The sequence below is a fragment of the Nonlabens dokdonensis DSW-6 genome, assembly GCF_000332115.1.
GTDB lineage: Bacteria > Bacteroidota > Bacteroidia > Flavobacteriales > Flavobacteriaceae > Nonlabens > Nonlabens dokdonensis.
Genome location: NC_020156.1, coordinates 2,522,824 through 2,549,283, shown reverse-complemented (window position 1 = coordinate 2,549,283; position 26,460 = coordinate 2,522,824). Strand labels below are relative to the sequence as shown.

The window sequence follows — 26,460 nt, the reverse complement described above, 5'->3', positions numbered from 1 at the left end:
ATTACACAGATTTGTTAACTTGTTTTCAAGACACTTTTTGAAACAAAAGGTGATTTATTGCTACTACAATTCAATCACCGTAAATCTCAGATCGAGTGGATCTAAACTTTCCTTTATGATCTCTATAAATTCTGTACCATATTCTTGATAGAAATAAGAAAAATTAGTCTGTCGTTCTTGTAGGCTGTCATTAGGAAAGAGCTCTTTTTTAAGCAACAAGGCTCGATCTAAATGATGTTTAAGTTTACGCTTTTGTGCCTTTAAAAGCCTTTTTTCTAGTTTCTCTAAACCTTTTATTTGTTTGCGTTCTTGTGCACTAACGGCATTTTCAAATGAAGGATCTGTTTTAAGAGCTAATTCATGAAGCTCTGCAAACTGTTTTTTTAAATGTAATTTTTGAGGAGTGAAGTCTATTTTAATATCGCTTATTTGATGCGTAAGCTGCGTGGTAAGTTCATGATCTAATTGAAATAAATCCCAAATAGAAAGTCCCAACTTTTCTACTTTCTGTAATTGCTTTGAAGTTGCTAGTAAAGCAGAGTTGCGTAATAAAAGGATAGGAAATGTAACTTTTTGAGAGTCAAAATAATTCTTTAACTCCAGCCAGTAGGCCATTTCACCACCACCACCTATATAGCATAAATTAGGAAGTATGATTTCCTGATAAAGCGGTCTCATGATCACATTAGGTGAGAATCTTTCGGGATGCTTTTTAAGTTCTTCTAGGATTTCATCTTTAGAAAAACTTAATTCTGTTTCATCAATTAAATAGGTTCCGTCTTTTTCAATGATACGCTTGCGGTAATCATCTGTTAAATAAAACAAGTTGATCTCTCGAGGATTCACTTGTATTTTATATTGCTCCGGCCATTCTTCTAGTGTATTCTTAACGGCATGAAAACTTGCCTGTGAAATCAATTCGTCTTTAAAGTAAGGTGTAGCAATTGATTTCAAAGATGCATCATCAGCATCTAAAACAACTAAACCATCATTTTTAAAAAGTTCATGTGCGATAGCTCTAGTGGCATCTGCTAGGTTTTCATTTTCTAAATAGCCTTTTTTAAATAAACGGATGACTTCTAAAGCGTTATCATGTTTACCTAGAATATTCTTAAATACTGATAGTACATCGTCTAATCCTTGGGTAGAAAGTCTTCCTACTCCGCCTGTTGCCTCTCTATTATAAACTACTTTCTTATCAGCATAATTAAAAAATTGAATTTCTTCAAAATCATGGTCTTCCGTCGCCATCCAGTAAATAGGCACGAAGTTGCAAGTAGGATGCAGTTGTTTCAACTTCTTACATAAATTAATTGTGGAAATAATTTTATACAAAAAGTAAAGCGGCCCAGTGAACAAATTAAGCTGGTGTCCAGTTGTTATGGTAAAGGTGTTGGGGTCTTGTAAAAGTTTTATGTTCTCAAAACTTAGCTTTTTATCTTCTATGGTTTGATATTGCTTCTCTAAAACTTTGGAGAGTACATCACGCTTATTTTGAGCGTCTTTCCATTCTGTCTTCTTCTCAACTATTTGATCTTCAAAATTTTTAGAATGAGGAAACCTATGATACAACGGCTTGAGATGTTCCTTTTCATCTAGAAAATCAGACATTAAATCAGAAAAATGTCTTATAGATTGATAAGGTTGCTGCATTGCATCTTTTAATTTTGAAATGAGATCAAAGATAAGATTTGAACTGTGAAGTATTTCCTAAGATAAATAATGAAAATAATGGAGATTCTTGTGTCGATCTCGCTTTCGCGAAAGCGGTATACCATCAATCATAATTGATCCTCATTAAGATCTGTTTTATTTTGAGTTTAAGGTCTTCTCCAGTTTCATATACCATTTGCTCATCTGTAGGAAAAGGTATGGCTTGTGGATTAAGCGTCTCGATATAGTTAGCATCTAGCGCTCTTCTATCTCCATAAACCGAACCATATAAATAGGTGAAAACAAAATTGCTGTTCACAGGAAAACGATCGACAACTTGAAGTGTTCTTTTATCTTTTAACTGAACAACAGCGTTTACTTTTGACTCTTTAAGTTGAGTATTTTGAAGTACCGTTGCCTTAATAGTTATCAATTTATCTTTCTTAATATCGTTACCTAAGCTATCTTTCTTAACATTACCGTTTGCATCGTACTCATAGATAAAGCCATCTTTGATTTCTTTTTCTTTAACTAATTCCTTGAGCAAAACTTGCTCAGGAGAAACTGATATATTTGAAACAATTACATCTAGTTCATAATCATAATCTAGATTATCTACGGTATTGTTGTGATACTGGGTCCATTTATTGTTTATACCATAAGTAGAAAAATTCAATAATTCATCTTCTAGTTTTTCTGGAAGTATCACTTCAGACTCATTTTGTAAACTTACTAATATAAAGTGTGTACCTTGTTCTAATGCAGTTTGTATAAGAGCACGAGTATTCTTAAAATTAGGATTGATTCTATCTAGATAAACGAGATCCTTATAAATCTGTCTAGATTCAATTGTGTTTGCATCTCTCAAAGCAGATGAAGAGTTATTTAGTAAATGATCGCTTAACGCCGTACGAGAGTCTAAGATTTGTACGTCGTACTCTGCAAATTCAAATTGTGCATTTTTGCTTTTTCCTTTTTCTCTAAGTGGTAGTAAAGGTTTTATTAAATTCTGTCTACGATCTAATCTTAAATACGTCTCATAGATAGGTTCTAAAACTGCAGGATTAGGATCAATACTCCATCTTTTAATAAGTAACTTATCTTGCTCATTTGCTTTTCTATAAGCTTGCTCAAGTAATGGAATATACTCTTGATTTCGTTTTAAATCTTTACCATCAACCAACTTATCAACTGCGATTTTTATAGCATTATCATAATCGCCTTGATTGATAGCCGTTTGAGTTTCTTTAACTCCACTACACGAAACAATTAATAATGCGGTAAGGAAAACAAAAATAATTTGTTTCATTCTACTTGCTTTTAGGCTTGTAAAAAGGAAGAAGTTTGGTTGAAACTTCTCCAAATCCAATTCTTAAATCGCCTTTATGACAGTAACCTCTCATGGTTACCGTATCGTAGTCTTCTATAAACTTGCGCTCAGTACCATCATTTAATTTTACAGGCTTTTCACCTCGCCAGCTCAATTCTAACATAGAACCGTAAGAATCTGGTGTAGGACCGGAAATAGTACCACTTCCCATTAAATCACCACTATTAACAGGACAACCGTTAACTGTGTGATGCGCTAGCTGTTGTGATATATTCCAATATAAATGCTTGAAATTTGATTTACATACTGTAGTAGGTCGGCCTTGCTGTGGTGTAATATCAACCTCTAAATTGATATCAAAACTAGAGTTCTTACTTGAATCTAAATAATCAAAAACTGGTTTTTCTCTTTTAGGACTTTCTGTTCTAAATGGTTCTAAGGCGTCTAAAGTAACAATCCAAGGTGAGATGGAACTAGCAAAGTTTTTTGCTAAAAACGGTCCTAAAGGTACATATTCCCATTTCTGAATATCTCTAGCGCTCCAGTCATTAAGCATTACCATTCCAAAGATGTATTTTTCTGCTTCGTCTACAGGAATAGGTTGTCCTAAATTATTTGCGTCTGTTGTAATAAATCCCATTTCTAATTCAAAATCAACAAGCTTTGATGGACCGAAGGTAGGTTGATCAGCATTTGCTGGAAAAGTCTGACCTTGTGGACGATGAATAGGTATATCCGACGGAATTATTGAACTAGATCTACCATGATAAGCTACTGGCATGTGTAGCCAGTTAGGAAGTAAAGCATTTTCTGGATCTCTAAACATCGTACCTACATTGGTAGCGTGCTCCTTGCTACTATAAAAATCGGTATAGTCACCTATTAATACTGGTAATTGCATCTCTACTTCATCCATCGCAAAAATGATACGATCTCTATGCTCTTTATTGTCCCTTAATTCTGGATTTTCTTTATCAAAAATATCTCCAATTCTATTTCGAACTAATTTCCATGTCTTTTTACCATCTGAAATGAAATCATTTAAAGTGTCTTGCATGAACATATCATCCGTTAACGGAACTGAACTAAAGTAGCCCATTTCTTGAAGGGCTCCTAAGTCAATCGCATAGTCTCCAATTCGTGTACCTATAGTTATAACATTGTCTCTGGTAAGGAAAACACCGAATGGAATGTTTTGAATAGGGAAATGAGTATCTCTATTGTATCCTATCCATGAATTTCTTTTAGGGTCGTTTGTTTTATTAGGCATGTTGTATTGATTTCTTGTTAAAAAGTATATTCAAATATATCATTTTAGTGTGGTATGATAGCATCTGTAACTTATTTTTGTGATCTAATTTTTATCAAAATGGCTCAAGTGGATCAAGAAATTTTCGACTTAATTGAAAAAGAGAGAATTCGTCAAACAAAAGGTATCGAGTTAATCGCAAGTGAGAATTATGTAAGCAACGACGTTTTAGAAGCTGCTGGTTCAATTCTTACTAACAAATACGCCGAAGGTTATCCTGGAAAAAGGTATTACGGTGGCTGTGAAGTAGTCGATGAAATAGAAAATATAGCGATTGAGAGAGCAAAAACTTTGTTCAATGCAGAATACGTAAATGTTCAACCTCATTCTGGAAGTCAGGCAAATACAGCTGTTTATCATGCGTGTTTAAATCCAGGAGATAAAATTTTAGGTTTTGATCTATCACATGGAGGCCATTTAACACACGGATCGCCGGTGAATTTTTCAGGTAAGCTTTATAAAAATTCTTTTTATGGAGTAGAAAAAGAAACTGGGTTATTGAACTATGATAAAATAGAAGAAATAGCTGTCTGCGAAAAGCCAAAAATGATTATAGCAGGAGCATCTGCTTATAGTAGAGAGATAGATTACAAGAGGTTTAGAGAAATAGCAGACAAGGTTAATGCTGTACTTCTTGCAGATATAGCCCATCCAGCTGGATTAATAGCCAAGGGAATTTTAATGGATGCAGTTCCTTACGCTCATATCTGCACAACGACAACACATAAAACGTTAAGGGGCCCAAGGGGTGGATTAATTATTATGGGGAAGGATTTTGAGAATCCCTTTGGTCAAAAACTAAAAAATGGCAATCTTAAAAAAATGTCTAGTTTACTGAATAGTGGTGTTTTTCCAGGTAACCAAGGTGGTCCATTAGAACACATAATTGCTGCGAAAGCAATTGCATTTAAGGAAGCTTTATCAGACGATTTCTTGAATTATATGGTTCAAGTAAAAAAGAATGCAAAGGTAATGGCTGAAGAGTTTGTCAGGAGAGATTATCATCTAATATCTGGAGGGACTGATAATCACATGATGCTGATTGATCTTAGAAATAAAAACATTACCGGAAAAGAAGCGGAAGAATTACTAGGGAAAATTCACATAACCGTAAACAAGAACATGGTTCCATTTGATACAGAATCTCCTTTTGTTACTAGTGGTATAAGAATAGGCACAGCAGCCATCACAAGTAGAGGCTTAAAAGAAAATGAAATGATTAAAATCGTTGATATCATAGATCGTTGTATTCAAGATAAACCACAAGTGCTACTGGAAAAGTTAAGTGATGATGTTTTTAATCTCACAGCAGGTTATCCTTTATTTCAAAACTGAAGAGTAAAACAGAACCGAATAAAACTATCTAATCTTAAATAATCAATTCCAATTATTGAGATTATAAGGGTCATTCGAGAGGCTGTCTGGAACAATCCAGGCAGCCTTTTTATTCGCTTTGATGGTAATTTGAATTACAAGATTCGTGACTTGCCTTTAAATTTTAGGTTACGAGTATGCAGCTTGCAATAAAAAAGCTTAAGCGCTCTCTTTCAGATTATAAGCTATTACTATAAATACTGTTTCTATATTAACTTTGTTGATTCATCGAAGTACAATGTATTAAAGGTTCACAACAATTATAATAAATACGGACCAAGGTTGTCCTATAATTTTTTACTCTCAACAACTCGAAAAAAATCCTGTCAATAACCACTATAGACTCCTACCACTCATCACCCCATGAATTTCCATCATAGAATTAAATAAGATATATAAAAATGTAATTAAAACACTAAATGCTCTAAGGATCACAGTAATCGCATGACCATGTAGAGTCTACAAATTCATCAGAAATTTTAATCTTGAATTATCAATACTAATAGCAAAAAAGGCTAAAAATAAAAAGCCTTTATCAATTAAGATAAAGGCTTTAAAAAGAAGGCGGCGACATACTCTCCCACAAATAGCAGTACCATCTGCGCAAATGGGCTTAACTTCTCTGTTCGGAAAGGTAAGAGGTGAGCCCCATCGCTATAACCACCTTAAAATAATCAGTTAATTAAAACTGTATAAGTTGACATATTGAAAAATTAAACAATGTAAAATAAAGTTTGAATATCTAAGCTTACGGGTAATTAGTATCACTCGGCTATGACATTACTGCCTTTACACCTATGACCTATCAACGTGGTAGTCTCCCACGACCCTTTAAAGAAATCTCATCTTGTGATGGGTTTCGCGCTTATATGCTTTCAGCGCTTATCCCTTCCCGACGTAGCTACCCAGCAATGCTCCTGGCGGAACAACTGGTAGACCAGAGGTCAGTCCAACTCGGTCCTCTCGTACTAAAGTCAGATTCACTCAAATTTCTTGCGCCCACTACAGATAGAGACCGAACTGTCTCACGACGTTCTGAACCCAGCTCGCGTGCCACTTTAATGGGCGAACAGCCCAACCCTTGGGACCTTCTCCAGCCCCAGGATGTGACGAGCCGACATCGAGGTGCCAAACCCCCCCGTCGATGTGAGCTCTTGGGGGAGATCAGCCTGTTATCCCCGGCGTACCTTTTATCCTTTGAGCGATGGCCCTTCCATACGGAACCACCGGATCACTATGCTCTTGTTTCCAACCTGATCGACCTGTATGTCTCTCAGTCAAGCACCCTTATGCCATTACACTCTACGCACGGTTACCAAGCGTGCTGAGGGTACCTTTAGAAGCCTCCGTTACTCTTTTGGAGGCGACCACCCCAGTCAAACTACCCACCAAGCAATGTCCCTTCAGTAAAGGTTAGATTTCAAATAAGCAAAGGGTGGTATTTCAACAATGACTCCATATTACCTAGCGATAACACTTCAAAGTCTCCCACCTATCCTACACATTACTTATCCAAAATCAATACTAAGCTATAGTAAAGGTGCACGGGGTCTTTTCGTCCCGTAGCGGGTAATCGGCATCTTCACCGATACTACAATTTCACCGAGCTCATGGCTGAGACAGTATCCAAATCGTTACACCATTCGTGCAGGTCGGAACTTACCCGACAAGGAATTTCGCTACCTTAGGACCGTTATAGTTACGGCCGCCGTTTACCGGGGCTTCAATTAAGATCTTCGCCGAAGCTAAACCCTCCTCTTAACCTTCCGGCACCGGGCAGGTGTCAGGCCCTATACATCATCTTTCGATTTAGCAGAGCCCTGTGTTTTTGATAAACAGTCGCTTGGATCTTTTCACTGCGCCCTATAAATAGGGGACCTTTCTCCCGAAGTTACAGGTCTATTTTGCCTAATTCCTTAGCCATGAATCACTCGAGCACCTTAGAATTCTCATCCCAACCACCTGTGTCGGTTTACGGTACGGGCTGCTTCACTTGTTTTTCTTGGAAGTTGCTACTCTAAATTATCCAATCAGTCGTAACCTCATGGTACTATCCCAATCTTAAAAATTGGTTCAACGTACTATTCCGTCAGTACGCATTAGATTCACACCTCCGTCACTTTTATTGTGAGCAGGTACAGGAATATTAACCTGTTGTCCATCCACTTTCCCGTTTGGGTACGCGTTAGGACCCGACTAACCCTCAGCTGATTAGCATAGCTGAGGAAACCTTGGTCTTTCGGTGAGAGGGTTTCTCGCCCTCTTTATCGTTACTTATGCCTACATTTTCGTTTCTATAAATTCCAACACTTCTCACGAAACATCTTCAACACTAATAGAATGCTCCCCTACCACTTTTATAAAGTTCATAGCTTCGGTAGTATATTTATGCCCGATTATTATCCATGCCGTTCCGCTCGACTAGTGAGCTGTTACGCACTCTTTAAATGAATGGCTGCTTCCAAGCCAACATCCTAGCTGTCAATGCAGAACAACCTCGTTTATTCAACTTAATATACATTTTGGGACCTTAGCTGATGATCTGGGTTCTTTCCCTTTCGGACATGGACCTTAGCACCCATGCCCTCACTGCTAATCAACATTTTGTAGCATTCGGAGTTTGTCAGGAATTGGTAGGCGGTGAAGCCCCCGCATCCAATCAGTAGCTCTACCTCTACAAAACTAAATTAACGCTGCACCTAAATGCATTTCGGGGAGTACGAGCTATTTCCGAGTTTGATTGGCCTTTCACCCCTACCCACAGGTCATCCGAAGACTTTTCAACGTCAACCGGTTCGGGCCTCCACTGTGTGTTACCACAGCTTCACCCTGCCCATGGGTAGATCACACGGTTTCGCGTCTACCACTGCTAACTATACGCCCTATTCAGACTCGCTTTCGCTACGGCTACAGATCTAAAATCCTTAACCTTGCTAACAACGGTAACTCGTAGGCTCATTATGCAAAAGGCACGCCGTCACCCATAAATGGGCTCCGACCGCTTGTAAGCGTATGGTTTCAGGATCTATTTCACTCCCTTATTCAGGGTTCTTTTCACCTTTCCCTCACGGTACTAGTTCACTATCGGTCTCTCAGGAGTATTTAGCCTTAGCGGATGGTCCCGCTTGATTCATACAGGGTTTCACGTGCCCCGCACTACTCAGGATACCGTTATCAATAATGTAGCTTACCAGTACAGGATTATCACCTTCTATGATTCTTTTTTCCAAAAAATTCCTATTCACTACACATTAAACATTACGGTCCTACAACCCCAATAATGCCGTAACATTATTGGTTTGGGCTAATCCGCGTTCGCTCGCCACTACTAACGGAATCACTTTTGTTTTCTCTTCCTCTGGCTACTTAGATGTTTCAGTTCACCAGGTTTGCTTCCTTTCGGATATTATATCTTCAATATAACAGGTTGCCCCATTCGGAAATTTGCGGATCAAATCATATGTGCTGATCCCCGCAACTTATCGCAGCTTATCACGTCCTTCATCGCCTCTGAGAGCCTAGGCATTCCCCATACGCCCTTAATTTGCTTATGATATTCTAGTTTATCTTGCAACGATACAAGATAAACAACTTAATTATTTTACTATTATAAGTAGAAATTAATCTACGTTACTCGTTTAATCTTTTCAATATGTCAATGAACGGTTGTGAATAATCACATGTGGAGAATATCGGAGTCGAACCGATGACCTCCTGCGTGCAAGGCAGGCGCTCTAGCCAGCTGAGCTAATTCCCCTTATTCGAAATTTAGAAGATAAATTCAAAATCATGAATATGGAATACAATTTCTCAACGTCTAAATTTCCTTATTTTAATGAACGAATGGAATTAACCATTTTAAAGTAGTCTCAGGCAGACTCGAACTGCCGACCTCTACATTATCAGTGTAGCGCTCTAACCAGCTGAGCTATGAGACTATGAAATTAAATGCCTTAAGGCAAAATGATTGACTTTATATAAATAAACACGCTAATTAAGCAACTTAGATAATATCTGATTGTAACTTCATTATTTCAGAAGCTCCAGAAAGGAGGTGTTCCAGCCGCACCTTCCGGTACGGCTACCTTGTTACGACTTAGCCCCAGTTACCGGTTTTACCCTAGGCAGCTCCTTACGGTCACCGACTTCAGGCACCCCCAGCTTCCATGGCTTGACGGGCGGTGTGTACAAGGCCCGGGAACGTATTCACCGCATCATGGCTGATATGCGATTACTAGCGATTCCAGCTTCACGTAGTCGAGTTGCAGACTACGATCCGAACTGAGATAGGGTTTGAAGATTTGCTCCTTCTCACGAAGTGGCTGCTCTCTGTCCCTACCATTGTAGCACGTGTGTGGCCCAGGACGTAAGGGCCGTGATGATTTGACGTCATCCCCACCTTCCTCACGGTTTGCACCGGCAGTCTCACTAGAGTCCCCGACTTGACTCGCTGGCAACTAGTAATAGGGGTTGCGCTCGTTATAGGACTTAACCTGACACCTCACGGCACGAGCTGACGACAACCATGCAGCACCTTGCAAATTGTCCGAAGAAAAGTCTATTTCTAAACCTGTCAATCTGCATTTAAGCCCTGGTAAGGTTCCTCGCGTATCATCGAATTAAACCACATGCTCCACCGCTTGTGCGGGCCCCCGTCAATTCCTTTGAGTTTCATTCTTGCGAACGTACTCCCCAGGTGGGTTACTTATCACTTTCGCTTGGCCACTCAGTACTCAATCGTACCAAACAGCTAGTAACCATCGTTTACGGCGTGGACTACCAGGGTATCTAATCCTGTTCGCTACCCACGCTTTCGTCCATCAGCGTCAATATATTGTTAGTGATCTGCCTTCGCAATTGGTATTCTATGTAATATCTAAGCATTTCACCGCTACACTACATATTCTAACCACTTCACAATAATTCAAGACTAACAGTATCAATGGCAGTGCCGGAGTTAAGCCCCTGCATTTCACCACTGACTTATCAGCCCGCCTACGGACCCTTTAAACCCAATGATTCCGGATAACGCTTGCACCCTCCGTATTACCGCGGCTGCTGGCACGGAGTTAGCCGGTGCTTATTCTTACAGTACCGTCAACTTCTTACACGTAAAAAGATTTCTTCCTGTACAAAAGTAGTTTACAACCCATAGGGCCGTCTTCCTACACGCGGCATGGCTGGATCAGGCTTGCGCCCATTGTCCAATATTCCTCACTGCTGCCTCCCGTAGGAGTCTGGTCCGTGTCTCAGTACCAGTGTGGGGGATCTCCCTCTCAGGACCCCTACCTATCGTAGCCATGGTAAGCCTTTACCTTACCATCTAGCTAATAGGACGCATACTCATCTATCACCGTAACCTTTAATTATTAAACCATGCGATTCAATAATACTATGAGGTGTTAATCCAAATTTCTTCGGGCTATCCCTCAGTGATAGGCAGATTGTATACGCGTTACGCACCCGTGCGCCGGTCGCCATCATCTAGCAAGCTAGATATGCTGCCCCTCGACTTGCATGTGTTAGGCCTGCCGCTAGCGTTCATCCTGAGCCAGGATCAAACTCTTCATCGTCGAATCTTTTTAAAGATCATTTAATATGATACTAAATAAATCGACTTAATTAGCTTTGTGCTTATTTTATTTTGGTTATCACAATATGTTACTTTTCATATTGTAATTCTTGTCAATCAATATCTCAATGAACATCTTCAAAGTTTTAAAACTAAAATCTAACACCGAATCTTCACGATTTATTTGTTGATTTTCTAGCCTTGTTTGAAGAACATTTGCTTATTTAAACACTACTTGTTTTCCTAAGCGGATGCAAATATACAGACACTTTCTCTTACCAACCAAACAATTTCATGAAAAAAAATGAAATAAATTAAAAATAATATCTAATACATTTATAATCAATAATATAATTTTAAAACTTTTTTCGAAATTATTCTAAACATAATAACAAAACAGTTTTTCATGCCAATTCTTACTTTTTAACCAATTCACGATAACGATAAAACATGAGAATAGCGGAAACTGTTAAAGCAGATAATAAGCCGATCCAAATTCCTTTTACTCCTAAACTATAATAGTTGCCTAATACATACATTATAGGAAAACCTATTAACCAATATGAGATGAAACATATGATCGTGGGAATCCAAACATCTTGTAAACCTCTTAAAATGCCCAAGAGTACCACTTGAAACCCATCACTAATTTGAAATAGCGCAGCAATTATTAAAATTTCTGAGGCTAATTTAATTACATCCAAATCGCTGATATACAAACCAGGTAGATGTTCATGAAATATTAAGAAAGTAAATGCAAAAACTAATTCAACTAATAACGTCATCAAGAAGAGAGAAGTTGCCACCGTTTTTAAATAAGTTATATTACCTATTCCTTTTTGGTTTCCTATTCTGATTGTAGCAGTAACGCCCAAACCTACTCCTACCATAAATGTTAGTGCTGAAAGGTTCAAAGCAATTTGATTTGCAGCTTGACTCTTTACGCCTATAGTACCTGATAAAAATATAGCAATAGTAAATAAAGATACTTCAAAGAGCATTTGAAGAGAAGTAGGTAAACCTAACTGAAAAATTTTCTTAATCACTCCAGAGGAATAACTCTTTAATCGTTTAAAATAAACTTTGAATTGTGTTTTATAAAACAGAAGAATAAATAGAATCAAAAACATTATAACTCTGGAAACGAAAGTACCGATAGCGGCTCCTTCTACTTCTAGTCGTGGAAACCCAAACTCCCCATAAATGAACAAATAGTTTACAATTATATTGATAACGTTAGCGAGCAACGAAGCTATCATGGAGTATGTAGTTTTAGACAAGCCATCTACGAATTGTTTCAATGCTTGAAACATCATTAAAGGAAGTAAAGAGAATGCTACCCAATAAGTGTATGGAATGGCTAAGTCAACAACCTCCTTTGGTTGATCAAGAAAATATAAAATAGGTGCTGCAAAAATGGTAACAACCATCAACAGAAGCCCCATTATAAAACACATCAAAAAACCAGAATGAAATACTGATATTACCTTATTTGTATCTCCTTTGGCATCAGCCTCTGCGACTAGTGGTGTAATTGAAAAAGAAAAACCTATTCCTATTGAGAGTGCAATAAAGATAAGTGTATTCCCTAAGGAGACTGCTGCCAGCTGTGCATCGCCCAGCTTACCTACCATAACATTATCTGCAAAGGCGACGAGTAAGTGGGCTACCTGGCCTAGCATGATAGGAACCGCTATCTTCAGGTTTTTAGGAAACTCCTTCAGATAATTACTAAATACCATCGTAAAGTCTAAAAGAATGTAAAATATTCAAATCGTAGAAAGGTATGGCTAGTTTTCAATTCCGTATTTATCAAAAAGATAAACAAGGCTTGTCATTGTCGCAGCTCCTAGTTCTAATTCTCTTTTATTGACTGCATCAAACGTATCGTTTGCAGCATGATGAAAATCAAAATATCTTTGAGAGTCAGGTCTCAATCCAGCCAAAACAGTATTTGCGCCTTTCAACGGACCTACATCTGCGCCGCTGCCTCCTAATTCAAAAAAGTGGATTAAATATGGTTTAAACAAAGGCTTCCAAGATTCAATAACTTTCATTTGTTTTGTAGTGGTGTCAAAACTAAAACCTCTAGGTGAAAAACCACCAGCATCACTTTCTAAAGCAAAAATGTGCTTTTCATTTTTCAGCTCAGCCTGCTTTGCGTATTCTCTTGCCCCTTTCAACCCATTTTCTTCGTTCATAAATAGTACTACCATTATAGTACGTTGTGGTTTGTAATTTAACTCTTTTAAGGTTTTTAACACCTGCATAGACTGCACAACCCCTGCGCCATCATCATGACTACCATCGCCTAAATCCCAAGAATCCAAATGGCCTCCTACAATTATATACTCATCTGGGTACCTTGTTCCTTTAATTTCACCAATAACATTAAAGCTTTCTACATCGCCCCAAACGGTACAATCTTGTTTCAAATAAAACTTGAGTTCCTTATCTAAAGCTAGATAAGCACTTAGCTTCTCAGCATCATTTGTACTTATGGCTGCTGCTGGAATAAAATTTTCTACTGGTAAATCACCGTAACTCATAAATCCTGTATGTGGATAATCGTCTAATCTTAGATTCATAGATCGAACTATTACCGCAACTGCTCCATATTTACCTGCCTCTTCAGCGCCGCTGTACCTTTGATCTACACAACCTCCATAAGCTTCAAAGGTTTGTATCTTTTTAGGATCCATAGGTCGATTATAAAAAACTATTTTACCTTCTATTTGCTCTCGACCTAGACTAGATAACTCCTCTAAAGATTTGACTTCAATTACTGGAGCTTTTAAACCTTCTTGCCTCGTAGGGATAGAACCGCCTAAAGCACAAATATTTACGTTAATCGTTGACAAATCGTTTAGTTGTATATAAGCAAATTCTGGAGTGCCTCTGGACCATTTTGGCACCATTACAGATTGTAATTCTGTGCGATCGGCAAATTTTTTAATCTCGTTTTCAGTATAATCGACTGCACGTTCCGCTTGAATAGATCCAGAAAGTCGACCACCTATGTTGTTAGACAAGTAGTCGAGCCATTCGTAGCTGTCAGATTCTGTAAGATTATAATTATAAATACTACGCAGCATCGTAGAATCTATCTTTGAATATTGTGGGGATTGCGCTTTCGCGAAAGCGGAACCTAACAAACTAATAACGCAACAGTATAAGATCTTATTCATTCTCCAATGCTTTTATGTATTTATCGATATTTCCAGATGTTTCATCATCTAATTGTGGCGGCTGGATCTCCTTGTGTTCAGATAAAGATTCTAGCAAAATTTTTGCCACTAACAGCCTCGCGTTTGATTTATCATCAGCAGGAATGACGTGCCATGGTGCATTATCTTTACTTGTATTATTAATGGCTTGCTCGTAACAATGCATGTATTTATCCCAAAGCTTTCTTTCTTTTAGGTCATCTTCAGAAAACTTCCAGTTCTTTTCTGGCCTGCGCAATCTTCTAAGCAAACGGTTTTTTTGCTCTTCTTTGCTTAAATGAAGGTAAAACTTGAATACAAATATCCCATTTTGAGCAAGTTCTTTTTCAAAATTATTAATTTGTTCAAATCTCATTTGCCAGAACTCTTCTGTAGCATCTTCAGGACCATTAAATTGTGGAAGATTTTCTGCCATTAGATATTCTGGATGCACACGAGTAACCAGCACGTTCTCATAATGGGTTCTATTGAAAATTCCAAAATGCCCTTTAGACGGCAATGCTATATAATGTCTCCATAAATATCCATGAGATCGCTCAATGTCTGTAGGCACTTTAAAGCTATGCTGAATAACGCCCCTGACATTAAAATCTTTAAAAACCTCTCTTACCAGACTATCTTTTCCAGAGGTATCCATTCCTTGAAAACAAACAAGTACGGCATGTTTATCATGAGCATAAAGTTTGGCTTGAAACTCTGCTAGTTCTCTTCTTACTTTCGAGAGTTCTTTTTTGGCGTCTTTTTTAGACAGCAAATTCTTAGGCAAAGTTGCTCTTTGGGATAAGGTAATTTTTTCTCTTACTATATAATCTTGTGAGGTTTTCATAGTTTTTTATTTACTTGCAAAGAGCTTCACATCTTTCTCACTGATAGTGGTTCCTCCTAGTATAATCAATCTTTCTACTACATTGCGCAATTCACGTATGTTTCCTGTCCAGTCATATTCTTGAAGTAACTTGAATGCTTTTTCTTCAAACTCTTTTGCAGCATTACCCTGCTCTTTGGCAATCTTTTCTGCAAAATGATTTATTAATAAAGGAATATCTTCTCTTCTATCATTTAAAGTCGGGACATTAATAAGAATCACCGCAAGACGATGGTATAAATCTTCTCTAAATTTTTTGTCTTCTATTTCCTTTTTGAGGTCTTTATTAGTTGCCGCGAGAATGCGAACATCTACTTTAATATCCTTATCGCTTCCTACTCGTTGAATTTTGTTCTCTTGTAATGCTCGAAGAACTTTAGCTTGGGCTTTGGCGCTCATGTCACCTATTTCATCAAGGAATATAGTCCCACCATTTGCGGCTTCAAATTTACCTGCACGATCTTTATTTGCACCGGTAAAACTACCTTTAACATGGCCGAACAATTCGCTTTCTATTAATTCACTAGGTATGGCAGCACAGTTAACTTCAATAAATGGCCCGTTAGATCTATTACTTTTCTCATGCAGCCAGTGAGCTACTAATTCTTTACCTGTTCCATTTTGTCCTGTTATAAGAACTCTAGCATCTGTAGGGGCAACTTTTTCAATGATATTTTTTATGATAACTATTAACTCGCTATCTCCTATCATCTCATAATTCTTACTTACCTTTTTCTTAAGTCTTTTGTTTTCTACAACCAGATTTTTTCTGTCTAATGCATTGCGTACCGTATTTAAGAGTCTGTTTAAATCTGGTGGCTTTGAAATGTAATCAAATGCTCCAAGACGCATGGTATTCACAGCGGTATCAAGATCTCCATGTCCAGAAATCATAACTACAGGAATTTCTGGCTTGATCTTCTTTATTGCTTCAAGAACCTCTACACCATCCATTTTAGGCATTTTTATGTCACACAATACCAGATCATAATCATTATCTTTAATAAGCTCGATGCCTTCAAGACCATCAACGGCTTCACTAACGTTATAATCTTTACTTTCTTCGGACAAAATTTTTCCTAAAACACGTCTTATTGCATTTTCGTCTTCTATAATAAGTATTTGTGCCATTGTTATATTTTAAATTTTAGACCTATTCTCGAGTAAAAGGTATTGGTATCATTGAGGGTAACTACATCGTCACCATTATCATCTCTTAGTCGTATATCATTTACAAAAGTGTACCCAGCATAAAGGTAAGCTGAAATATGTTTAGTAAAATTATGTTGATATCCTGGACCAAACATAGCTACGGTCATAGAAACATCTTCGGCAATGCCTAATGAAGTAGGTTCATCACCTTGAATATTTGCATAAAAACCATCTAGTCTTGCATAAAGTTGCATACTGTTTTTATCATTGAATCTGTATTTAAGATTCATTTTGGGAGCTCCTAATGTAAAACTCCAGTCTTCATTGAGCTCTCTGTAATAATTTACATAAGGTAATGGAAAAGGTCTTCCTGCAGTAGTAGCATATTGAACTCCTAAAACTAGTTGCCATGGTTTACCTCCATCGTCTCGTTTTTTCTCATTTTTAATAAAGTAAACGCTAGCGGTAACAAAATAATCATCGCTTTGCGCTCTTGCTTTATCAAAGTTAGAAGCTGCTAAAATTCCTGCTCTTGAACCAAATCTCCAATTATTCTTCATAGGAAAAGTATAGCCTAAGGATAGCTCAAAGCTTTCGTATCTATCAGAACCAAAATTTGTTGAATTGAAATTGTCTCTTACTAAATATTGAACGTTTCGGTACTCAAAAAATGGTACTATGTAAGTTCCTTCTGCGACCTTCAAAGGTACATTTGCAAAAGTTCTGAATCTTCTAAAGCTGTTATCAGAATCTCTCTGAGGAAAATAAGTATATTCTGCTCTAAATAAATCTGTTCCTTGTGCATCCGCTTTCGCGAAAGCGATAACAAAAACCAGTAATAATACTATGGACAAAGTATTTACTTTATTCATTTGTTTTCTCATGTATAATTTGATCAGATTTATTGGTAATGATATGTAAATCTCTTTGAGGAAAAGGTATTGTAACATTGTTTTCTCTGAAAGCTTTGTCAATGGCAAATCGTAAAGCACTTTTAATTCTAGGGTCATTAAAAGCGTCTTTTATAAAGTAGTAAACACCAAAGTTTAAAGAACTGTCAGCAAAGTCGTTGAACATAACAAAAGGCTCGGGACTCTTAAGTATCCCTTTTTGATCAATAGCGCATTGTTTCAGCACTCTTGCTACTAATTCTGTATCGCTTCCATAAGCTACTCCTACTAGAACGCTTTCTCTTGTTTTGGGATGGTTTTGCGTATAATTATAGACCGATTCTGACATAAAGAGATGATTAGGAATGATCAGAATTTTATCATCTCGTGTTATAATTCTCGTACTTCTAAGTTTAACTTCAAAAACACGACCTACTTTGTTATTCATCTCAATCACGTCATTAACCAAAACAGATTTATCTATTAAGATGGTTACACCAGCGATGATATCTTTAAATAAGTCTTGTAATGCAAAACCTAAACCTACAAATAGCGCGGCACTTGCGGTAAGTAAACCAGTAAGCTGCACACCGCTAGAATGTAGAACTGTAATAACAACTATGATGTAAACTAGATAGTTGAAGAACTTAAAAACACTTTCAAACTTCAACTTATCTGAATCCTCCATTTTACGAGTAATCACTTTCTTTATCCCTCGCAAGATTAAAGTAGTGACTAAAATCGCAATAATGGCAAGAATCAACATCCACGTGTCAAAATGAAAACCACCATTTTTTCCTGATGGTATGATTTCATACGTCAGGAAGTCTTGTATTTTATCCCAGTCTATATTCATAATTTAATAACGGAGCCATTTGTAAAGTTCCTTCCAGTTGGTTTTTTTACCGTACATCAATATACCTATTCTGTAAATTTTTGACGCCAAGATAGCAACTCCTATTATACTCACATATAATAATAACATACTCAATGCAATTTCCCACCAAGCAATCTCTCCAAAAGGTATTCTCATTAACATAACAATCGGAGAAGTAAGTGGAATATAGGAAAAAATTACTGCAACCGTACCATGTGGATTATCCATTACTGAGAAAAAACCAACGTAAATGGCAAGCATTAAAGGTAATATAACCGGTAACATGAATTGTTGAGTGTCTGTTTCATTATCAACAGCAGCGCCTATAGCTGTATAGATAGAAGCATATAAAAAGTAACCACCTATAAAGTAAATGAAGAAACAAAAGATCAGCTTGAGAATAGGCAACTGAGCGACGTCATTCAAGATCAACTCCATCTTACTCATATCTTGTGTTTGAGCCATCATATCAGCATTAGCTGGATTACTGAAAGCGTCAACACCAAAGAATGCAGTTGCTGCTATCATGAGAATAAAGCCTACTACAACCCATATTAAAAACTGAGTAATACCTGCAAGTGATGTACCTGTTATCTTTCCTACCATTAAGTAAATAGGTTTAACACTGCTTACTATAATTTCTATAATACGGTTTGTTTTTTCTTCAATCACAGACCTCATTACCATATTACCATAAATAATGATAAACATCATGAGTAGGTAACCTGCTGCGCCTCCAGTGGCTATTTTGATCCAGCCAGATAGTTTACTTGTTTTTTCTCCAGTAAAATTTTGGAGTTCTATTTCTTTATTAACGGTAAGCCTTTCTAGTAAGTCTAAATCGATGTTGTTGTTTACAAGATTACTTTCAGAAGCTTTTTTATTGATTTTATCTTCAATAGAACTAATGAAGTCTGGAGATGGGGAATCGTCTGAATAGAAACTGAAATTTTCTAAAGTACCATTATTACCTTCGATAAGAATCAAACCATAATAATCTGCTTTTTTACTCGCAGCGATTGCAGCACTTTTAGATAAACCATCTAATATAATATACTGATTGCGCTCTGTGTTTTCAAATAAGGTTTCATACTGATTATCTGTTTGATCTAAAACAGCAATTTTCCTAGCCGTGTCTGAATTAATACTTGTTAACCAACCTATTAATAACGCCACACCTACAAAGATCAATGGACTTACAAATGTCATTATGACAAAAGTTTTGTTCCTAACCTTATTTAGGTATTCTCTTTTTATGATAAGCCAAAGTTTATCCATTTTCTTGTACGGTTTGTATAAAGATATCGTTCACACTAGGAATAACCTCGCTAAAATGCGTTAACTCACCTATTTGTGTAAGTCTATTTATAGCAGATGGTATATCAATATCGGTAGGTATTTTGATCTGAAAATCTAGTGTATTATCTAATCCTGAAAGTCGTATTGGTTTAGGATTAAATTCTTGAGGAATTTGTTGAAAGGCGGCATCATTATGATCACAAATTAAAGAAACAGCATAGTTACGATCTCTATATTGCTGTTTCACATCACTAAGCTTTCCTTCTAAAACTAGATTTGATTTATTGATAAGGGCAATATGATCACACATTTCCTCTACACTTTCCATGCGGTGAGTAGAAAAAATGATGGTAGCACCATCATCGCGCAATTTCAGGATTTCATCTTTGATTAAATTTGCATTAACAGGATCAAAACCAGAAAATGGTTCGTCAAATATTAATAAACTTGGTTCATGTAAAACAGTAACAATAAACTGAACTTTTTGAGCCATTCCTTTAGAGAGCTCTTGTAATTTTTTATTCCACCATCCTTCGATACCTAATCTTTCAAACCAGTAAGTAAGTCTTTCCTTTGCTTGCGCTTTGGTAAGTCCTTTTAATTGGGCTAGATAAATGCATTGCTCACCTACTTTCATAGATTTATACAAGCCACGTTCTTCTGGCATATAACCTATGTCTTCTATATGTCTCGGTTCTAATGCCGATCCATTTAAAAGAATCTGCCCGCTGTCGGGCATAGTGATTTGATTTATAATTCTTATAAGTGATGTTTTACCTGCTCCGTTAGGACCCAATAGGCCGTAAACACTTCCTTTAGGTACAGAAATAGACACATTATTTAGTGCGGTATAATCTCCGTAGACCTTTTTAATTTGTATTGCTTCTAGTGCGTTTGACATACATTAATGAATTGTGCTAAATTAACAAGAAGGATATGGTATTGCTAAAGATTTAGAAGATTTTAATAGGATTTATTATGACTATCGTTCTAAGACATATTTTTAATTTAAATGAACTACTTATCAGCAACTTTAAATTACCAATAGTCTAAAAAAAACCCACCTCTTGAAAAACAAGAGGTGGGAAAAATTGCTATGAAAAAGAAAAATAACAAATGGTTGGTTGACCATTCGTTGGGATAAATATATACAAATTTTTCTAATTCATTAGGTTTTCTTTAAGAAAACATATCTTTTACCTTTTCAAAGAAAGATTTATCACCTTTTTCTGGTGCAGGTTCAAAATTTGAATCGGTCATCATGCTTTCAAAAAAGTCTTTTTGCTCTTTAGTCAGGTTACGTGGAGTCCATACATTTACATGAACTAATAAATCACCAGTTCCATATCCATTGAGACTAGGCATTCCTTTACCTCTCAATCGTAATATTTTTCCGCTTTGAATACCTGCTTCTACAGGAATACGTACTTTACCAGTAACTGTTTGTATCTCTTTAGAGGTTCCTAAAATTGCTTCTGGTACACTTACGTAAAGATCATAATGAAGATTATTTCCTTCACGTTGTAACTCAGCATGAGGTTTTACTTCTATATCTACTAGTAAATCACCGCTTACACCATTACCTGGCGCATCGTTTCCTTTACCAGATACTTTTAAACGCATATCAGACTCTACACCTGCAGGAATTTGAATAGTCACAGTTTCTTCAGACGCTACCATTCCTTGAGCATCTGCTCCGGCTGGTTTGTTATCCATAGTCTGTCCTGCTCCACCACAAACATTACATGGTGCAGCAGTTTGCATGCGACCTAAAATTGTATTTTGAATTCTGGTCACTTGCCCACTACCATTACAAGTGCTACAAGTTTTATAAGTTACTCCTGGTGCTTGCTTTTTACGCTTTACCTTTACTTTCTTATCAACTCCATTTGCTGCTTCTTCCAGAGTCAAGGAAACTCTTATGCGTAGGTCTTTACCTTTAACACGACGTTGTCCACCACGACTACCGCCGAATCCTCCAAAACCAGAGAAGCCGCCGCCACCGCCGCCAAAAATATCACCGAACTGACTGAAGATGTCATCCATATCAAATCCTCCAGCACCACCGCCGAAACCGCCACCACCGCCAGAAGTATAGGCTTGATGTCCTAGTTGATCATAACTTGATTTCTTCTGTGGATCGCTTAATGTTTCATAAGCCTCTGCCGCTTTTTTGAAATTCTCTTCAGCAGCTGCATCACCTGGATTTTTATCAGGATGGTACTGAATTGCCTTTTTCCTGTAGGCTTTTTTAATTTCAGCAGCAGTTGCTCCTTTGTTAATATCTAGAATGTCATAAAAATCTGCCATAATTATTGTCCTATTACCACTTTAGGAAAACGTATAATTTTGTCTCCTAGCTTGTATCCTTTTTCTATCACGTCTACTATCTTACCCTTCATATCATCACTAGGTGCTGGTATTTGAGTGATGGCTTCATGAATATCTGCATTGAAAGTATCTCCGGCTCTTACGTCAAATTCTTCTAGCCCTTTGCTATTTAAAGTAGTACGTAATTTTCCAGAGATAAGCTTCACTCCAGTAATGAGTTGCTCGTCTTCAGACTTATTGATTTCTACCATTGCTCTGTCAAAATCATCTAAAACTGGCAACATGTCTTTTAAAACACCTTCACCTGCCGTTTTGAAAAGCTCGATACGTTCTTTTGCTGTTCGTTTTTTAAAATTTTCGAATTCAGCAAAAAGACGCATGAATTTATCTTTCTCTGTTTTTACTTGTTCTTCAAGAATTTCCACTTCTGTGCGCTCGTCTTGCACTTCTTCGGTTTCTTGCTCCATTACTTCTGGAGCCTCTTGCTCTTTCAAGTCTTTTTCTTTCTTATCCTTTGCCATTTTCTGACGGTATCTTTTAAATATATTCAACACTTGTTATCGAGGTGTTTATGAAAATTACGCTTTCGCGAAAGCGAGATAAATACAATCTATTCACACCTACCTACGCGCGATATGGCAAAAGTGTTGCCATTAAAGTATGTGTGTCAAAATGTCACAGGAAATTATTAGTATAGATTTAACTTAAACATTTGTACATACATGTAATTTTGTGCTTCAAATTAATCATAAACTAAAACGATGAACAAGAATTTATTAAAAATTACAGGAATGGCAGCGGTAATCGCTTTTACAGTTGCTTGTAAAGACAATCAAAATGAAGTAGATGCAAGCGCTGAAGAAGAAGTAGCAGTAGCTACTGTAGAAGCAGTGACTTATAATGTAGATACACAAGCGTCTAATATTGCATGGGTAGGTTCTAAGCCTACTGAAGATCATACTGGTAACATATCTCTTTCTAGTGGTATGGTAAAGGTAAACGGTGAAGAGTTAGAAAGTGGAGAATTTACCATAGACATGAACTCTATTGAGGTAACTGACCTAGAAGGTGATAAAGCAGCAAGCTTAAAAGCACACCTAACCGGTGAGCGTGAAGGTACTTCTTCTGACTTTTTTAATACAGCAATGTATCCTACTGCAAAATTTGTAGTTACTGGCCTTAATATGACAGATGGTAAAGCAATGCTTGAAGGTAATCTTACTTTAAAAGACGTAACTAAAAATGTTTCTTTTCCTGTAACTGTAGCTTACGACGGTGACAAAATGATGTTGAATAGTGAAGAATTCACTATAGACAGAACTGACTGGGGAATTAAGTATGGTTCTTCTAGCCTTGCAGATGTTGTTGCTGACAAAGCTATCTCTGATGATATCAAGTTAACGATCAACCTAGTTGCTACGAAGTAATTAGAATTTGTTTCAATTTTTAAAAAGTCCTGTGTTCGTTGAACACAGGACTTTTTTTTACCTACAAATTAAATACTAGATTATTATTTTCAACGAATTCTCCTACTACATCTTAAGCAATTGCTTTATTATTGTATTTCAACTTTAATAGCTTCTCGTTTGAAAAATTACTTTTTATTACTCTTTATTTCCACATTCTTTTCTAATTGCCTTTTTGCTCAGGATTATGAACAAGTAGCCATAGACTCGATATTGAGTATTCAACTGCCTGTAGATAATTACAATTACATAGAGAATGACAGTCTGGATGGAATCAAGAGACTGGTCACTCACGGAACTTTTGAGGATATTACGTATTCCGTATATAAAATCACCTCAGAAGAGTTTATTTGTTTAGAAAACAGGCAACAATTAAAAGAGCATTACCAAGAGGTAAATGATTACTTACTTGATGGAGAAAACCAGCAGCGTGTGAAATACAATTCTGCATTTATTGATAATGGTGTATATCAAGGCGTGTTGGAATACAATGACATTGATCCAATCGATGAAGTTTTATATAATAATGATTACAGGTTCATACAGATCAAAGAAACCATGTATCAAATTAGTTTGTTTCAGCCGGCACGGAGTCTAGATAAATCTATTGCCGATGACTTTTTCAACAGTATTCAAATCAATGAAGCCTATACAGGCAAAAATCAGTATACTAATTGTGTTGGAGATCTAAGTTTATTTAATCAAGATTCTGAAATGTCTAGCGCCTACAATTTAGGGTATATGATGGGTGGATTTATTTGTTTTGCTCTAGTTATAGGTCTTGTTATATTAGTTATTTATCTCGTTATAAGAAAGAGCAAGAAGCAAAGCCAAGAGCAATGGGATCGATATAATGAGTAAAACTGAAGGTTTACTTAGTTCAAATAAATTTTAAAACTTATTTAATTTTGAACGTAAATAAAGTCTCCCATTTTGTTTATATAACCGCTTTTATCTCCCAGTTTCACAAACGCCAAACCATTGTGAAAAGCATCTGCACTATCAAAGTTTAATGGAATTACAACATCTCCTTGCTTATTCACATATCCATATTTAGAATTGAGTTTTACAAGAGCTAATCCTTCTGAGAATTGGAAGGCTTCGTCATAAGTTGCATTTTTTATAATGTTACCTTCAAAGTCAATATGCGCAGATTTAAAATATTCGTCTCCAACTTTTAATAGTTGTACCACCGCCAAGCCATCAATGAATTTTCCTGCTTTTCTAAATTTGGGCTCAATAACAATATTGCCAGATTTATTGATATATCCTAGTCTTTCGGTATAAGTTTTCAACTCATAATCTGAAAAGGAGAATTTTTTTATTTTTTCAGAAACAACAATGAAGGCGGCTTTATCTTCTGAAAACTCATATATCTTGGAAAACTTGGGTTCAATTACCACTTTTCCATTTGTATCAATACAACCATCTTTACCATCAACCGTAAATGTTGCTAAGCCTTCAGAAAAACTTTCAACCTTATCGAAGTTAGGTTTAATTATAGATTCGCCATTTTCATTAATAAAACTATATTCCCTACCTATTCTTACTTTAGATAAACCATCACTAAAATCAAACACGTCATCATATTTAAAATCGATGACTAATTGTCCTTTTTTGTTTATAAATCCATATTTACGATCTAGTCTTACAGGCGCTAAATCCCCATTAAAATCATAGGCCATATGGAAAATTGGTTCCGCAACAGTTTCACCTTTTTTATTTATAAAGCCGTACCTTCCGTTATAATCAATAACTGTAGCTAAACCGTTTTTGAAATCACTAGTGCTGTAATATTTTGATTTAAATACTATTTTTCCCGTTTTATCTATATAACCCTTATTGTCAAAACCTCCTAATGATACCCATGCTAGTCCTTCAGAGAAATCTCTCGCAGAGTAAAAGATCGGTTCTATAACAATATTGCCATCGACATCAATAAAGCCATATCTGTTATCTTTAGTTATTAAAGTCAACTCAGAATTACCTGTAGATATTTTTGGAGTATTCTTTGCACAACCACTTAATAGGATTAAACACAAAAGGAACAAAATTTTATTCATATACTAATTTTTCTACTTATTTCAAATACTGCTTCAATGCACTTTCTAATTCTGGAAACTCAAAATGATATCCTTTTTCCATAATTTTTTCACTACTTGCATGCTGACTTGCTAGAACTATAGAAGACATCTCTCCTAACATTAATTTCATTACAAATTCTGGAACATTAGGTAAAAAAACTGGTTTTCCTAACACCTTACCTATCGCTTCCATCATAGGACGGTTTCTTACAGGATGTGGTGCAACTCCATTATAAATACCTTCTAAAGTATGTTTTATAATATGAATAAAAATTCCCGAAAGATCATCTATTGCTACCCAGCTTTGCCACATTTTACCATTACCAAATCCAGCTCCCGCATAAAATTTAACTGGCTTTGCCATTTGATCTAGCGCTCCACCTTTTGCAGAAAGTACAATTCCTATGCGTACGACGGCGTGTTTTAAACCTAAATCTTGAAACTTAGCACCTTCTTTTTCCCAAGCGATACAAACATCAGCTAGGAAATTAGTTGCTGTGGGCGGTATATCGTTTTCTTTTAATGCCTTTCCGTTTTGATAGTCTGGATAAATACCTATTGCGCTGGCTGTTACAACATGTTTAACTTGATGCTCGTTCTCTTGTAGTAGCTTCAACAAAAGTTGCGTGCTATCGATGCGGCTGTCCAGAATACGTTTTTTAGCATCATCTGTCCATCTTTGAAAAACAGTCTCACCAGCAAGATGGATCAAGGCATCTACTCCATCAATACATTTTGGGTCTATGGTCATTTCTTTAACATCCCATAGAAACCCTTTATTTTTCTCCTCGTTTTTAATGGCACTTTGCCTAGTGGTCAAATAATGAACCGTATGACCTTGAGAACGTAAATCTTCTGAAATCTTTGAGCCTACTAGACCAGTAGCTCCTGTTATAAGTACAACCATATAACGAATTTAAATATCAAAACTCTAGAAGCCTATTGTCTTTGGAGTAAATTAACATGAAAACAGGTAAGTATCAATTGAGATACTTACCTGTTTTTAAAAAGAATGTGGTGGCTAATTCTCT

The 26,460-nt window shown here is 36.6% G+C and carries 18 protein-coding genes, 2 tRNA genes and 3 rRNA genes; 3 read left to right on the top strand and 20 right to left on the bottom strand.

Annotation, left to right across the window (positions count from 1 at the left end; all coding sequences use genetic code 11):
* Nucleotides 1-63 precede the first annotated feature (63 nt).
* From bshC to fahA, 3 genes are all read right to left on the bottom strand, one after another.
* Nucleotides 64-1,653 carry a bacillithiol biosynthesis cysteine-adding enzyme BshC gene (gene bshC / locus DDD_RS11155; protein ID WP_015362961.1) on the bottom strand — a complete coding sequence of 530 codons (1,590 nt, stop codon included), beginning with the start codon at nucleotides 1,651-1,653 and terminating at the stop codon, nucleotides 64-66.
* A gap of 124 nt (nucleotides 1,654-1,777) precedes the next feature.
* Complete coding sequence (locus DDD_RS11150; protein WP_015362959.1) at nucleotides 1,778-2,962, bottom strand: hypothetical protein; 1,185 nt, start codon at nucleotides 2,960-2,962, stop codon at nucleotides 1,778-1,780.
* 1 nt (nucleotide 2,963) lies between these two features.
* Nucleotides 2,964-4,253: a fumarylacetoacetase gene (gene fahA / locus DDD_RS11145; RefSeq protein WP_015362958.1), complete on the bottom strand. Its 1,290-nt coding sequence runs from the start codon at nucleotides 4,251-4,253 to the stop codon at nucleotides 2,964-2,966.
* Nucleotides 4,254-4,307: 54 nt separating this feature from the next.
* Here fahA and glyA point away from each other — a divergent pair, with 54 nt between their 5' ends.
* On the top strand, nucleotides 4,308-5,627 hold the full coding sequence (glyA, locus tag DDD_RS11140; protein ID WP_407635536.1) for a serine hydroxymethyltransferase: 1,320 nt from the start codon (nucleotides 4,308-4,310) through the stop codon (nucleotides 5,625-5,627).
* Nucleotides 5,628-6,225: 598 nt separating this feature from the next.
* On the opposite strand, the gene rrf is transcribed toward glyA, so the two are convergent.
* The 15 genes from rrf to DDD_RS11065 all read right to left on the bottom strand — a co-directional run bounded on the left by rrf (nucleotide 6,226) and on the right by DDD_RS11065 (nucleotide 22,400).
* Nucleotides 6,226-6,334: ribosomal RNA gene (gene rrf / locus DDD_RS11135) — 5S ribosomal RNA — on the bottom strand.
* A 70-nt stretch (nucleotides 6,335-6,404) separates the two neighbouring features.
* A 23S ribosomal RNA gene (locus tag DDD_RS11130) occupies nucleotides 6,405-9,221 on the bottom strand.
* A 128-nt stretch (nucleotides 9,222-9,349) separates the two neighbouring features.
* Nucleotides 9,350-9,423: transfer RNA gene (locus DDD_RS11125), tRNA-Ala, on the bottom strand.
* Nucleotides 9,424-9,530: 107 nt separating this feature from the next.
* Nucleotides 9,531-9,604: transfer RNA gene (locus DDD_RS11120), tRNA-Ile, on the bottom strand.
* A gap of 109 nt (nucleotides 9,605-9,713) precedes the next feature.
* Nucleotides 9,714-11,239 (bottom strand): 16S ribosomal RNA (locus DDD_RS11115).
* The 16S, 23S and 5S rRNA genes sit together here with 2 tRNA genes alongside, the layout of an rRNA operon.
* Before the next feature lie 415 nt (nucleotides 11,240-11,654).
* Nucleotides 11,655-12,980, bottom strand: coding sequence for an MATE family efflux transporter (locus DDD_RS11110; RefSeq protein WP_015362956.1), 1,326 nt, complete (start codon nucleotides 12,978-12,980; stop codon nucleotides 11,655-11,657).
* 48 nt (nucleotides 12,981-13,028) lie between these two features.
* Nucleotides 13,029-14,426, bottom strand: coding sequence for a M20/M25/M40 family metallo-hydrolase (locus DDD_RS11105; protein ID WP_015362955.1), 1,398 nt, complete (start codon nucleotides 14,424-14,426; stop codon nucleotides 13,029-13,031).
* The gene (locus DDD_RS11100; RefSeq protein WP_015362954.1) at nucleotides 14,419-15,291 is read right to left on the bottom strand and encodes a PPK2 family polyphosphate kinase; all 873 of its coding nucleotides are present in this window, start codon (nucleotides 15,289-15,291) and stop codon (nucleotides 14,419-14,421) included. Before DDD_RS11100 ends, DDD_RS11105 begins: the two co-directional genes overlap by 8 nt.
* Nucleotides 15,292-15,297: 6 nt before the next feature.
* Nucleotides 15,298-16,461, bottom strand: a complete 1,164-nt coding sequence (locus DDD_RS11095; protein ID WP_015362953.1) for a sigma-54-dependent transcriptional regulator — start codon at nucleotides 16,459-16,461, stop codon at nucleotides 15,298-15,300.
* A 2-nt stretch (nucleotides 16,462-16,463) separates the two neighbouring features.
* The gene (locus DDD_RS11090) at nucleotides 16,464-17,366 is read right to left on the bottom strand and encodes a DUF6268 family outer membrane beta-barrel protein (protein ID WP_015362952.1); all 903 of its coding nucleotides are present in this window, start codon (nucleotides 17,364-17,366) and stop codon (nucleotides 16,464-16,466) included.
* Nucleotides 17,347-18,228, bottom strand: a complete 882-nt coding sequence (locus tag DDD_RS11085) for a mechanosensitive ion channel family protein (protein WP_015362951.1) — start codon at nucleotides 18,226-18,228, stop codon at nucleotides 17,347-17,349. Before DDD_RS11085 ends, DDD_RS11090 begins: the two co-directional genes overlap by 20 nt.
* A gap of 3 nt (nucleotides 18,229-18,231) precedes the next feature.
* The gene (locus DDD_RS11080; RefSeq protein WP_041567113.1) at nucleotides 18,232-19,527 is read right to left on the bottom strand and encodes an ABC transporter permease; all 1,296 of its coding nucleotides are present in this window, start codon (nucleotides 19,525-19,527) and stop codon (nucleotides 18,232-18,234) included.
* Entirely contained in the window at nucleotides 19,520-20,449 is a 930-nt protein-coding gene (locus tag DDD_RS11075; RefSeq protein WP_015362949.1) for an ABC transporter ATP-binding protein, read from the bottom strand. The genes DDD_RS11080 and DDD_RS11075 overlap by 8 nt, the downstream gene beginning before the upstream one ends.
* A 278-nt stretch (nucleotides 20,450-20,727) precedes the next feature.
* Nucleotides 20,728-21,861 carry a molecular chaperone DnaJ gene (dnaJ, locus tag DDD_RS11070; protein ID WP_111474699.1) on the bottom strand — a complete coding sequence of 378 codons (1,134 nt, stop codon included), beginning with the start codon at nucleotides 21,859-21,861 and terminating at the stop codon, nucleotides 20,728-20,730.
* The gene (locus tag DDD_RS11065; RefSeq protein ID WP_015362947.1) at nucleotides 21,861-22,400 is read right to left on the bottom strand and encodes a nucleotide exchange factor GrpE; all 540 of its coding nucleotides are present in this window, start codon (nucleotides 22,398-22,400) and stop codon (nucleotides 21,861-21,863) included. Before DDD_RS11065 ends, dnaJ begins: the two co-directional genes overlap by 1 nt.
* Nucleotides 22,401-22,640: 240 nt before the next feature.
* Here DDD_RS11065 and DDD_RS11060 point away from each other — a divergent pair, with 240 nt between their 5' ends.
* On the top strand, nucleotides 22,641-23,306 hold the full coding sequence (locus DDD_RS11060) for a YceI family protein (protein ID WP_015362945.1): 666 nt from the start codon (nucleotides 22,641-22,643) through the stop codon (nucleotides 23,304-23,306).
* 159 nt (nucleotides 23,307-23,465) lie between these two features.
* Complete coding sequence (locus DDD_RS11055; RefSeq protein WP_015362944.1) at nucleotides 23,466-24,206, top strand: hypothetical protein; 741 nt, start codon at nucleotides 23,466-23,468, stop codon at nucleotides 24,204-24,206.
* A 41-nt stretch (nucleotides 24,207-24,247) separates the two neighbouring features.
* Here DDD_RS11055 and DDD_RS11050 read toward each other — a convergent pair whose 3' ends face one another.
* On the bottom strand, nucleotides 24,248-25,408 hold the full coding sequence (locus tag DDD_RS11050; protein ID WP_015362943.1) for a WG repeat-containing protein: 1,161 nt from the start codon (nucleotides 25,406-25,408) through the stop codon (nucleotides 24,248-24,250).
* A 16-nt stretch (nucleotides 25,409-25,424) separates the two neighbouring features.
* The gene (locus DDD_RS11045) at nucleotides 25,425-26,336 is read right to left on the bottom strand and encodes a TIGR01777 family oxidoreductase (protein ID WP_015362942.1); all 912 of its coding nucleotides are present in this window, start codon (nucleotides 26,334-26,336) and stop codon (nucleotides 25,425-25,427) included.
* Nucleotides 26,337-26,460 lie beyond the last annotated feature (124 nt).